The 11,807-nt window shown below is 74.8% G+C and carries 10 protein-coding genes; 2 read left to right on the top strand and 8 right to left on the bottom strand.

Annotated features, from left to right (window positions below):
• The first annotated feature begins 231 nt into the window (after positions 1 to 231).
• Positions 232 to 1,881 (top strand): Stk1 family PASTA domain-containing Ser/Thr kinase, encoded by a 1,650-nt coding sequence (locus KUM39_RS16975; protein WP_217786499.1) that lies wholly within the window; start codon positions 232 to 234, stop codon positions 1,879 to 1,881.
• Between the two features lie 74 nt (positions 1,882 to 1,955).
• Here the strand turns inward: KUM39_RS16975 and KUM39_RS16980 are convergent, their stop codons facing one another.
• Entirely contained in the window at positions 1,956 to 2,498 is a 543-nt protein-coding gene (locus KUM39_RS16980; protein WP_217786500.1) for a bacterial proteasome activator family protein, read from the bottom strand.
• A gap of 176 nt (positions 2,499 to 2,674) precedes the next feature.
• Here KUM39_RS16980 and KUM39_RS16985 point away from each other — a divergent pair, with 176 nt between their 5' ends.
• Positions 2,675 to 3,400 (top strand): hypothetical protein, encoded by a 726-nt coding sequence (locus KUM39_RS16985; RefSeq protein ID WP_217786501.1) that lies wholly within the window; start codon positions 2,675 to 2,677, stop codon positions 3,398 to 3,400.
• A 31-nt stretch (positions 3,401 to 3,431) separates the two neighbouring features.
• Here the strand turns inward: KUM39_RS16985 and KUM39_RS16990 are convergent, their stop codons facing one another.
• The 7 genes from KUM39_RS16990 to pdhA all read right to left on the bottom strand — a co-directional run bounded on the left by KUM39_RS16990 (position 3,432) and on the right by pdhA (position 11,635).
• Complete coding sequence (locus KUM39_RS16990) at positions 3,432 to 4,412, bottom strand: NAD(P)H-quinone oxidoreductase (RefSeq protein ID WP_217786502.1); 981 nt, start codon at positions 4,410 to 4,412, stop codon at positions 3,432 to 3,434.
• 37 nt (positions 4,413 to 4,449) lie between these two features.
• Positions 4,450 to 5,547 carry a potassium channel family protein gene (locus tag KUM39_RS16995; protein ID WP_217786503.1) on the bottom strand — a complete coding sequence of 366 codons (1,098 nt, stop codon included), beginning with the start codon at positions 5,545 to 5,547 and terminating at the stop codon, positions 4,450 to 4,452.
• Positions 5,548 to 5,587: 40 nt separating this feature from the next.
• A complete protein-coding gene (locus KUM39_RS17000; RefSeq protein WP_217786504.1) occupies positions 5,588 to 7,048 on the bottom strand; it encodes a molybdopterin molybdotransferase MoeA in 1,461 nt (486 codons plus the stop codon).
• Positions 7,045 to 7,938, bottom strand: coding sequence for an NTP transferase domain-containing protein (locus tag KUM39_RS17005; protein WP_217786505.1), 894 nt, complete (start codon positions 7,936 to 7,938; stop codon positions 7,045 to 7,047). Before KUM39_RS17005 ends, KUM39_RS17000 begins: the two co-directional genes overlap by 4 nt.
• An 84-nt stretch (positions 7,939 to 8,022) precedes the next feature.
• Positions 8,023 to 9,450 (bottom strand): dihydrolipoamide acetyltransferase family protein, encoded by a 1,428-nt coding sequence (locus tag KUM39_RS17010; RefSeq protein ID WP_217786506.1) that lies wholly within the window; start codon positions 9,448 to 9,450, stop codon positions 8,023 to 8,025.
• Positions 9,450 to 10,466 (bottom strand): alpha-ketoacid dehydrogenase subunit beta, encoded by a 1,017-nt coding sequence (locus KUM39_RS17015; protein WP_217786507.1) that lies wholly within the window; start codon positions 10,464 to 10,466, stop codon positions 9,450 to 9,452. Before KUM39_RS17015 ends, KUM39_RS17010 begins: the two co-directional genes overlap by 1 nt.
• On the bottom strand, positions 10,463 to 11,635 hold the full coding sequence (pdhA, locus tag KUM39_RS17020) for a pyruvate dehydrogenase (acetyl-transferring) E1 component subunit alpha (protein WP_217786508.1): 1,173 nt from the start codon (positions 11,633 to 11,635) through the stop codon (positions 10,463 to 10,465). The genes KUM39_RS17015 and pdhA overlap by 4 nt, the downstream gene beginning before the upstream one ends.
• Positions 11,636 to 11,807 lie beyond the last annotated feature (172 nt).

An 11,807-nucleotide genomic window follows, 5' to 3' on the forward strand; every position in this document is an offset into this window, starting at 1 on the left:
AGCGCACCGCGGGAGGTGGCCGGGAACGTCCGGTGCGCACCGCTGTGCATGTTCCGTGTACCGGCCGTGGGACCGCTGTAACGCTTCCGCGACGCTTCCCCCGCGTACGGTCACGGAAAGGACACCCCGCTTGACGTGTCGGTGCCCTCGGGCAGACTTGGCCGGGAATGACACTTTCGATCAAGGCATTTTCGTGACGGCGGCGCGCGACGGCCTATGGGGGGCACGGAGATGAGTCAGGACGGTACGCAGGGCCGGTATGCCGGACGGTCGCTGGCGAGCGGCCGGTACCAGTTCCGCGACCTGCTCGGCCAGGGCGGCATGGCCTCGGTGCACCTGGCGTACGACGCGGTGCTGGACCGTCAGGTCGCCATCAAGACGCTCCACACCGAGCTGGGCCGGGAGCAGGCGTTCCGCGAGCGGTTCCGCCGCGAGGCGCAGGCCGTGGCCAAACTCACGCACACCAACATCGTCTCCGTCTTCGACACCGGCGAGGACGCGCTGTCCGGCGGCGGCGCCCCGGACGACACCCTGCCGACGCCGTACATCGTCATGGAGTACGTGGAGGGCCGCCCGCTCGGCTCGGTGCTCGACGCGGACGTACGGCAGTTCGGCGCGATGCCCGCCGACAAGGCGCTGAGGATCACCGCCGACGTGCTGGCCGCGCTGGAGGTCAGCCACGAGAAGGGCCTCGTCCACCGGGACATCAAGCCCGGCAACGTGATGATGACCAAGCGCGGGGTCGTCAAGGTGATGGACTTCGGCATCGCCCGCGCCATGCAGTCCGGTGTCACCTCGATGACGCAGACGGGCATGGTCGTCGGCACCCCGCAGTACCTCTCCCCCGAGCAGGCCCTCGGCCGGGGCGTGGACGCCCGCGCCGATCTGTACTCGGTCGGGATCATGCTGTTCCAGCTGGTCACCGGGCGGCTGCCGTTCGACGCGGACTCCCCGCTGGCCATCGCGTACGCGCATGTGCAGGAGGAGCCGGTCGCGCCGTCCTCCGTCAACCGGGCGCTGCCCCCGGCCGTGGACGCGCTGGTCGCCCGCGCGCTGCGCAAGAATCCGGGCGAGCGGTTCCCCACCGCCGAGGCGATGCGCGACGAGTGCCTGCGGGTCGCGGCCTCGCTGACCGGCGGCGCGCCCAGCATCGTGCCGGGCGCCGGGCCGGTGCAGAGCGGTTCGGGCGTCGGTTCGGCGGTGTTCCCGCCGGTGGACCGGGCGGCGCCCGCCCCCGGCCCGGTGCAGACCCCGTACCAGCCGAACCCGTACGGCACCCCGAGCACCCCGGTGCCGAGTCCCGCCTACGGCTATCCGCAGCAGAACGGCTTCGGCTCGCCGTCGGCCGGTTACGGCACCCCCGCCACACCGCCGCCGTACGGCGGGACACCGGCGACGGCGGTCGGCGGCGCGGGCGCGCCGCGGAACACCAGACCGGTGGTCGTCGGCTCGGTGCTGGTCGCCGTGGTGGCGGTGGTCGGCCTGATCGTGGCGCTGACGGTGTACGGCGACGGCAAGAAGGACGACAAGAGCGGCAAGGGCGGCTCCGGGGGCGGGAGTTCCGCATCGGCGACGACGCATCCGGAGGGCTACCGGGGCCCGGACCGGACGCGGACGATCGAGACGACGGCGTGCACCGAGCCGGAGAAGTCGTACTCGGTCACCGGCAAGATCCGGCTGCCCGACTTCCGCTACAAGAACATCGACTCGGTGAAGGCGTGCTTCCAGGCCGCCGAGTGGCGGTACAAGGTCAAGACGGAGGACAACAACACCTGGGGCGACGGGACGGTCCTGGACCAGTTCCCGTCCGCCGGTACCGACGTCGATCCGGACAAGCCGGGGACTGTGGAGCTGAGCGTGTCCACGGGGAACCCGCAGTAGCGGGGCGCGGAACGCGACGAGGGGCCCGGCGGATTCCGCCGGGCCCCTCGTCGCGTTCGCGGGCGCGCCGACGGCTACAGGTACGGGCCGCCGGTACGGCCGCCCGCGCGGGGGTCGTCGCCGCCCTCGGGTCCGGCGGCGCCCGGCGGGAGGGCGCGGCGCATCTGCTCCAGCTGGGCGCGGGCCGCCATCTGCTGGGCGAACAGGGTGGTCTGGATGCCGTGGAAGAGGCCCTCCAGCCAGCCGACCAGTTGGGCCTGCGCGATCCGCAGTTCCGCGTCGCTCGGGGTGCCCTCGTCGGTGAACGGCAGCGAGAGGCGCTCCAGTTCCTCGACCAGTTCGGGGGCGAGCCCGTCCTCCAGCTCCTTCACCGAGCTGCGGTGGATCTCCTTGAGCCGGACGCGGCTGGCCTCGTCGAGCGGCGCGACCCGCACCTCCTCCAGGAGCTGCTTGATCATGCTGCCGATCCGCATCACCTTGGCCGGCTGCTCGACCTGGTCCGTCACCGGAATCTCGCGGGAGTCCTCGTCACCGCCGCCCCCGATCGCCATGCCGTCCTGGCCCACGACCAGGATCTGGGGGTTCTCCGGCGAGCGTTCGTTCCTCGGCATCTCCATGCGGTCATTGTCGCGCACCGGGCCGGACGGCCGCCCCCGCGCCCCCGCTCCCCGCACGGCGCCCACGCGCGGCTCCCGCTCATCCCATCGGACCGTCCCGGAATGCCCCGGTACGCACTGGGGGTGAGGCTTGGTGTCGTCGGTGTACGACGTCTGGGCTCCGAAAGGTCACCGGCGTGACTCCAAGGCTGCGCCTCGCTCTCCGCCTCGTGGGACTGCTGCTGGTCCTCGCGGTGGCCCCCCTGCTGTCCGGGACGGCCCGCGCGTCGGCCTCTCCCACGGTGCGGGCCCCGGCACCGTCCGGCGAACCGGCCGGTCGTCCGTCCGCCCCGGCCTCCCAGGGGGCGGAGGCGGCGGGGGAGACGGGCGGGGCCCCGGAGGCGTCCGGTTCCGGTGCGGAGACCGTGCCCGCCGCCGGGGAGCCCGCCGACCCCTCCGGTACGGCCCCGGACTCCCCCGGCGCGTCCACGCCGGTGTCCGCGCCCGCTTCCGTTGACCCGCCCGCGTCCCCACCCGCCACCGTGCCCGCCGCCTCCGCCTCCGCCTCCGCCGAACCGTCGCGGGCCGGGAGCCACGCCGGTGAGGGGCGGCTGCGGCCGGGGCGCCCGGACGGGCCGTACGGGCTGGTGGTGGGGGAGGACGACACGGCCACCCCGACGCGTACGCCACGGCCGGGCACCGGTACGACGGCCCCGGCGCGGCAGCCGGGCTCGGCGCGGCCGACGGACGGCACCTCCGGCACCGCGTCCCCCTCGGCCGACCCGGAGCCGGGGCACGCCCTGGGCCAGGGGGAGGAGGCGACCGCGCCCATCGCCCGGATTCTGCCGCTCGGCTCCGGCCTGGTCCTCATCGGACTGGGCCTCGGACTGGCCTTCCTGGGGCTGCGGGCCCGCCGCGGCTGAACGGACCCGCCCCCCGGGGGAGCACGGTCCGCTACGGCGCGATCAGCAGCACCTTGCCGATGTGCGTGCTCTCCTCCAGCACCCGGTGCGCCCGCGTCGCCTCGGCCATCGGGATCTCCTGGTCCACCACCGGCACCACCCGGCCCGCCGCGAGCAGCGGCCACACGTGTTCGCGTACGGCGGCGACGATCGCCGTCTTCTCGGCCGGGGGGCGGGCGCGCAGCGAGGTGGCGCTGACAGCGGCCCGCTTGCCCAGCAGGGCGCCGATGTTCAGTTCGCCCTTGGCACCGCCCTGGAGGCCGATGATCGCCAGCCGCCCGTTGACGGCGAGGGCACGGACATTGCGGTCCAGGTAGGCCGCGCCCATGTTGTCGAGGATGACATCGGCGCCCGCGCCGTCCGTGGCCCGCCCGATCTCCTCGACGAAGTCCTGCTCGCGGTAGTTGATCAGGATGTCGGCGCCCAGGTCGGCGCAGCGGTCCAGCTTCTCCTTGGTCCCGGCGGTGACGGCCACCCGCGCGCCGACGGCCTTGCCGAGCTGGATCGCCATCGTGCCGATGCCGCTGGAGCCGCCGTGCACGAGCAGGGTCTCGCCGGGGCGCAGGTGGGACACCATGAAGACGTTGGACCAGACCGTGCAGGCCACCTCGGGCAGCGCGGCGGCGGTCCGCAGGTCCACGCCGTCCGGCACCGGCAGCAGTTGCCCGGCGGGTACGGCGACCCGCTGGGCGTAGCCGCCGCCCGCGAGCAGCGCGCACACCTCGTCGCCGACGGCCCAGCCGGTGACACCGGGGCCGAGCGCGGTGATCCGGCCGGAGCACTCCAGGCCGGGGTAGGGGGAGGCACCGGGCGGGGGGTCGTAGAAGCCCTGGCGCTGCATGACATCGGCGCGGTTGACGGCGCCGGCCACCACTTCCACCAGCACTTCGCCCTCGCCGGGCACCGGATCGGGGACCTCGGCCCACACCAGCGCCTCGGGCCCTCCGGGTTCGGGAATCGTGATCGCACGCATGGACGCGACGCTACTCCTCGGGGCCCCGGCGGGCCCGTCAGTCGATCGGCAGGGTGCGGGCGTACGGGGTGGTCTGGGCGCCGGGGCTGGCCCGCACGATGGTGATCAGCCGGTCGGTGAGCTGGAGGGTGCCGACGGACGGGTCGTCGTAGCCGAGCACCCGGTGACCGCGCACCACGGAGACGACCAGATCGGCCGTCTCGCGCGGGGCGCGCCCGACCTCGGCCTTGACCACCGGGCGTTCCACGATGTCGAGGCCGGTGCCCTGCTGGATCAGGTCCTCCATGACCATTCCGGCGGCCGGGCTGAGCACGGAGAGCCCGAGGAGCCGCCCGGCCGCGCCGGAGCTGGTGACCACGGCGTCCGCGCCGGACTGCTTGAGCAGCGGCGCGTTCTCCTCCTCGCGCACCGCCGCGACGATCTTGGCGCCCCTGTTGAGCTGGCGGGCCGTCAGGGTGACCAGTACGGCGGTGTCGTCGCGCTGCGGGGCGATGATGATCTGCCGGGCCCGGTGCAGCTCGGCCCGGCGCAGGACGTCGCTGCGGGTGGCGTCGCCTATGACACCTGCGTACCCCTCGGCGGTCGCCGCGTCGATCACCTTGGAGCTGGGGTCCACCACGACCACCTGCTCCTTCTTCAGCCCGGTCGCGCACACGGTCTGGATCGCGGACCGGCCCTTGGTGCCGAAGCCGACGACGACGGTGTGATCCCGCAAGGTGGACCTCCAGCGGTTCAGGCGCCATTCCTCGCGGGTGCGCTCGGTGAGGACCTCCAGCGTGGTGCCGACCAGGATGATCAGGAACAGCACGCGCAGAGGGGTGATGACCAGGATGTTGGTGAGCCGCGCCCCGTCACTGACCGGGGTGATGTCGCCGTAGCCCGTGGTGGAGAGGGTGACGGTCGCGTAGTAGAACGCGTCCAGCAGGTCCACCGGGCCGTCGGAGTTGTCGTGGTAGCCGCCCCGGTCGGCCCAGACGATCAGGGCGGTGCCGACAAGGACCACCAAGGCCATGAGCAGCCGTTTTCCCACCTGCCGGATCGGCCGCTCGACCGCCTTCCTCGGCAGTTTCACCTGACGGGTGACCAGATGTTCGCCCGCCTGGCGCGCGATGGCGTCATGGCCCGGAAGTTTCACGTGAAACACACCTTCGTTCCCGCCGTGGCCCGCAGAAGTTTCACGTGAAACACACCCCCATCCCCGCCGTGGTCCACGGCAGGTCCAGCATTTCCGCTTCTTCTCCCGGACGCGTCCCGCCCGGTGGTACGACGGCCAGCGCGTCGGCGGCGGCGATGCCGCGCAGCATGGCCGGGCCCTGATAGCGCAGGGGTACGGCGTGGTCGCCACGCAGCAGTACCGGGACCAGCCGGGTGTCGTGCGGGTGGCCCGGCGCCGCCTCCGCGAGCGGCAGGGTGTACGGCTCGGGCGCCGGGCGGGCGGCCAGGGTGCGCAGCAGCGGCTCGGCCAGCGTGAGCAGCCCGGAGACGGCCGCGAGGGGGTTGCCCGGCAGGCCCACCAGATGCTGGTCCTCCTTGAGGCGGGCCAGCAGCATGGGGTGACCGGGGCGCACCTTGACGCTGTCCACGAGGAGTTCGGCGCCGAGGCGCTCCAGGGTGGGGTGGACATGGTCCAGCGGGCCCGCCGCGGTACCGCCGGTGGTGACGACCAGGTCGGCGCCGGAGGTGCTGAGCGCCTTGTGCAACGTCTCGGCGTCGTCCTCCAGCCGGGTCACGGCGGTGACGTCGGCGCCGAGCGCACGCAGCCAGGGCGGCAGCATCGGGCCGAGCGCGTCCCGGATCAGGCCGTCGCGGGGGAGTCCGTCGGCGAGCAGTTCGTCCCCGAGCACGAACACCTCGACACGGGGCCGGGGTACGGCCACGAGCGTGTCGTATCCGGCCGCCGCCGCGAGACCCAGGACGGCGGGGGTGACGAGGGTTCCGGCCAGCAGGAGCTGGTCGCCGCTGCGGCACTCCTGGCCGCGCGGGCGGATGTCCTGGCCGTGGCCCGCTTCGCGCAGGGCGTGCAACCGGCCCTGGGCGTCGGTCCTGCCGTGCTCGGAGCGCAGTACGGCGGTGGTGTCGGCCGGGACCCGGGCGCCGGTGGCGATGCGGACCGCCTCGCCGTCGGTAAGCGGGTCCGGCCGGGCGTGCCCGGCGAGGGCGCCGGTGTCGCGCACGGTCCAGGGGCCGGGCCCGGCCACCGCCCAGCCGTCCATCGCGGAGGTGTCGAAGGACGGCAGGTCGGTGAGGGCGTCCAGCGGGGCGGCCAGCACCAGGCCGAGGGAGTCCGCGAGGGCCACCGAGACCGGCGTCCGGCGGCTGCCGGAGCGGGCGGCGCGGGCGGCGATCTCGCGGGCGCGGGGCCAGGGCGTGGCGCGGTGCCGGTCGGCCGACCGGTCGGGGGCGGGGGTCCCGGCCGCCGGAGCGGGGTGCCCGGTGTGCCCGGTGTGCTCCGGGTGCTCGGCGGTTTCCGGGGGCCGGGACGGGCGGTGCGGGGTGCCGTGCGGGTCCCTGCCGGTGGCGGCGGCGGACGGCGCGGTGTGCTCCCGTCCCTCCCTGACCAGGGCCAGCGCCTCTTCCACGTCCAGGTCGTCGTGGTCGCCCGCGGAGGCTCCGGCGCGGATGCCGTGGGGGGTCATCCGGCGTCCGGGGCGGTGGCGCCCCCGCCGTCCTCTTCCTCCTCCCAGCGCAGGGCGAGTGCCGCGCTCTTGCGGGCGGCCTCGGCGACGGCCTCCGGGCCGCCCTGGCCGAGGGCCGCCGCGTAGCCGACGAGGAACGTGGTCAGCGGGGCTGCGGGGCGGGCGACGTTGTGGGCGGCGTCGCGGGCCAGGTCCAGGAGGACCCGGGTGTCCACGTCCAGCTCGATGCCCAGCTCGTCCTTGACTGCGGTGATCCATTCATCCAACACGTGCCCATGCTCCCTGATGCGTGCCCTGGCGTCGGCGATGTCGTCCCAGGTGTCGCAGTCGAACGACGCGAGGGGGTCGGGGACGCGGACGAGGTCGAGTGCGCCGGTCAGCCGACGCAGGGGCAGCCCGGCGAGGCCGTCGGGCCCGTCCGCGAGGGCGGCCAGGCCCCGGCGGAGGGCGGCGGTCCGGTAGGCGGCGACGAGCGGCTGGTCACGGCCGTCGGCGTCGGTGAGCAGCGCGCCGTCGGCCCCCGAGGCGCGCAGCGCGGCCAGCAGCCGGGCCACCGTGGCGGGGGTGAGGAACGGCAGGTCGGCGGAGAGCACCACCGTGTCCCCGGCCGTGCCCCCGCGCAGCCCGGCGTCCAGCGCGGCCACCGGCCCGCCCCCGGCGGGTTCCTCGCGCGCCCAGCGCACCGGGCGTGCCGTGGGGCGGGGGTCGGCCACGACGACGGTACGGGCCGCGTCCGCGCAGGCCGCGAGGACCCGGTCCAGCAGCGCGCGTCCGCCGACCCGCAGGCCGGGCTTGTCGGCGCCGCCGAGCCGCCGGGCGGCACCACCGGCCAGCACGACGGCGTCGTACGGCGCGGTGTCCCGGACGGTGGCGGAGGCGTTCGCGGTCACCCTCCGAGTATGCGGGCAGGGCTGATCACAGGGAACCGGTGGGGGCGGCCGTGATCGCGGCCGGGGGACCGGCCGCGACCTCTCTCACAGGGTGCGCAGCAGCACCGTCGGCTGTTCCACGCAGTCCGCGACGTACCGCAGGAAGCCGCCCGCCGTACCGCCGTCGCAGACCCGGTGGTCGAAGGTGAGCGAGAGCTGCACGACCTGACGGACGGCCAGTTCGCCCTGGTGCACCCACGGTTTGGGGATGATCCGGCCGACGCCGAGCATGGCCGCCTCGGGGTGGTTGATGATCGGCGTGGAGCCGTCCACCCCGAACACGCCGTAGTTGTTCAGCGTGAACGTGCCGCCGGTCAGGTCGGCCGGGGTGAGCGTCCCGGCCCGCGCGGTCTCGGTGAGCCGCGCGAACTCGGCGGTCAGCGCCTCGGCGTCCCGCGTGTGGGCGTCCCGGACGACCGGCACGACCAGACCGCGTTCCGTCTGCGCGGCGAACCCGAGGTGCACCCGGTCCAGCCGGACCAGCTCGCGCGCCTCGGTGTCCACGTACGCGTTCAGCTCCGGGAACCGGTCGAGCGCGGCGGTGCTGATCCGGGCGAGGAGCGCCAGCAGGGAGATCTTCGGGCCGCCCGCCGCGTTCATCGCCGCCCGCGCCCGCATGAGTTCCGTGGCGTCGGCGTCCACCCAGCAGGTGGCGTCCGGGATCTCCCGGCGGCTGCGGGACAGCTTGTCGGCCACCGCGCCCCGGACCCCCCTGAGAGGCGTACGGACGCCTTCGCGGGCGTGGGCGGGAGCACCGGACGGGGCCGGGGCGGGCTGGAGGGCGGCCGGTGCGGGGGCGGTGCGGGGGCGCAGGGCGCCTTCCACGTCGGCCCGCAGGATCAGCCCGTCCGGCCCGGACCCGGCGAGGGACCGCAGGTCCAGCCCGTTGTCGCGGGCGAGACGGCGGACGAGCGGGGAGATGACGGGGACGGGTCCCGGCGCGGACGCGCCCTCCGCAGCGCCGCCGCGGGACGGCTGGGCGGGCGGGGCGACGGTGGCCGAAGCGGCCGCTGCGGGTGCCGGGGCAGGGGTCGGCGCGGCAGCCGGGGCGGCGGTCGGCGCGGGTGCCGAAGTCGCCGTGTCCGGGGCACCGGCGAGCCCGCTGCGCACCCTGCGCCTGCGGGCCGGTGCCTCCGAGGTGCCGTAGCCGACCAGGACGTTGCCCGATCCCCCGGCGCCGCCCGGAGCTCCGGCGGCCGCGGGCGCGTCGGCCGGGTGGCCGCTCCCGGAGCCGACGGCGACGGTCAGCAGGGGGGCGCCGACGGGCAGTTCGGTGCCCTCCTCGCCGTAGCGGGCGGTGACGACACCGCCGTAGGGGCAGGGGACCTCGACCATCGCCTTGGCGGTCTCGACCTCGACGACCGGCTGGTCCACGGCGACGACGTCACCGACGGCGACCAGCCAGCGGACGATCTCCGCCTCGGTGAGACCCTCGCCGAGGTCGGGGAGCCTGAACTCCAGCACCTGAGCCATCAGCCCTCCCACTGGAGCCGGGCGACGGCGTCCAGGACGCGGTCCACGCCGGGCAGGTGGTGCCGCTCCAGCATGGGCGGCGGGTAGGGGATGTCCAGCCCGGCCACGCGCAGCACCGGTGCCTCCAGGTGGTGGAAGCAGCGCTCGGTGATCCGGGCCGCGATCTCGCCGCCGGGACCGCCGAAACCGGGGGACTCGTGGACGACGACCGCGCGCCCGGTGCGCCGTACGGAGGCGCACACCGTCTCGTCGTCGAACGGCACCAGCGAGCGCAGGTCGATGACTTCGAGGTCCCAGCCCTCCGCGCGGGCGGCCTCGGCGGCCTCCATGCAGACCGGCAGGGACGGGCCGTAGGTGACCAGCGTGGCGCTGGTGCCGGTGCGGCGGACGACCGCGCGGCCGATGGGCTCGACCTCGGCGGGCCGCTCGGGGTCCCAGGTGTCCTTGGACCAGTAGAGCCGCTTGGGCTCCAGGAAGACGACCGGGTCGTCCGAGGCGATGGCCTGCCGCAGCAGCCCGTAGGCGTCGGCGACGGTCGCGGGCGTGACGACGTGCAGGCCGGGGGTGGCCATGTAGTACGCCTCGGAGGAGTCGCTGTGGTGCTCGACCCCACCGATGCCGCCGCCGTAGGGGATGCGCACGGTCAGGGGCAGCGGCATGCGGCCCGCGGTGCGGTTGCGCATCCGGGAGACATGGCTGACCAGCTGCTCGAACGCCGGGTGCGCGAAGGCGTCGAACTGCATCTCCACCACCGGGCGCAGGCCGTACATGGCCATGCCGACGGCGGTGCCGAGGATTCCGGCCTCCGCGAGCGGGGTGTCCGTGCAGCGGTCCTCGCCGAACTCCCTGGTGAGCCCGTCGGTGATCCGGAAGACACCGCCGAGGGCGCCCACGTCCTCACCGAGCACGTGCACGCCGGGGTCGGCGGTCATGGCGTCGCGCAGGGCGCGGTTGAGCGCCTGCGCCATCGTGGCGGGTTTGGCGGGCTTGACGGGCGCGGCGGCCACGGTGGTCATCGGCGGTCGCCTTCCTGGGCCGTGCGGCCGTCCCGGCCCTCGGGTCCGTCCTGTTCCGCCGCCAGTTCGGCGCGCAGCATCTCGCGCTGTTCGCGCAACTGGGTGGTGGTCTCGGCGTAGACGTGGTCGAAGAGCGACATCGGGTCCGGCCGGGCGTCCTGGTTCATCCGGGCGCGCAGGTCCGCGGCCATCTCCTCGGCCTCCTGCCGTACGGCGTCCAGCGCGGCGTCGTCGAGGAGGCCGCGCGCGGTCAGTTCGCGCTCCATGAGCCGCACGGGGTCGTGCGCGCGCCAGGCCTCCACCTCGGCGTCGCCCCGGTAGCGGGTGGCGTCGTCGGCGTTGGTGTGCGCGTCGATGCGGTAGGTGACGGCCTCGACCAGGGTCGGGCCGCCGCCCTCGCGGGCCCGGCGTACGGCGTCGGCCAGCACCTCGTGCACGGCGGCGGCGTCGTTGCCGTCCACCAGGCGGCCCGGCATGCCGTAGCCGACGGCCTTGTGCGCGAGGGAGGGCGCGGCGGTCTGCTTGGCGAGGGGTACGGAGATGGCGAAGCCGTTGTTCTGCACCAGGAAGACGACCGGTGCCTGCCAGACGGCGGCGAAGTTCAGGGCCTCGTGGAAGTCGCCCTCGCTGGTGCCGCCGTCGCCGATCATGGCCAGCGCGACCACGTCGTCGCCCTTGAGGCGGGCGGCGTGCGCGAGGCCGACGGCGTGCGGCAACTGGGTGGCGAGCGGTGTGCTCAGCGGCGCCACCCGGTGCGCGTGGGGGTCGTAGCCGTGGTGCCAGTCGCCGCGCAGCAGCGTCAGCGTCTCCACCGGGTCCACCCCGCGGGCGACGACGGCGAGGGTGTCCCGGTAGCTCGGGAAGAGCCAGTCGCGGTCCTCCAGGACCAGGGCGGCGGCGACCTCGCACGCCTCCTGGCCGGTGCTGGACGGGTACACGGCCAGCCTGCCCTGCTTGGTCAGCGCGGTGGCCTGCACGTTGTACCGCCGCCCGCGCACCAGCTCGGCGTGGAGCCGCCGCAGCAGGGCGGGGTCCACGCCCTCGGCCGCCTCGGTGCCGAGGACGCGGTACGGCTCCGCGTCCGGCAGCAGCGGTGCCGGGTCCGTGCGGGGCTGCCAGGCGGGCGGCGGCGACGGCCGGTACCCGCCCTGCTGCTCCGTGACCGTCATGACGGCACCTCCTCGTGCGAGCGACTGTGCGAGGCACGTCCACGTGGAGGCACCTCACCTACCGATTGTTCGGTCGCTGGCGCAATTTGGCTACTGGCCCCCGCAGGCTGTGGACAAACGGTTCTCCACAGCCTTCGATGGACGCAGGACGTCCACAGCGGGGAAGCGGGGG

This window comes from Streptomyces corallincola, assembly GCF_019104725.1.
Classification (GTDB): Bacteria; Actinomycetota; Actinomycetes; order Streptomycetales; family Streptomycetaceae; genus Streptomyces; species Streptomyces corallincola.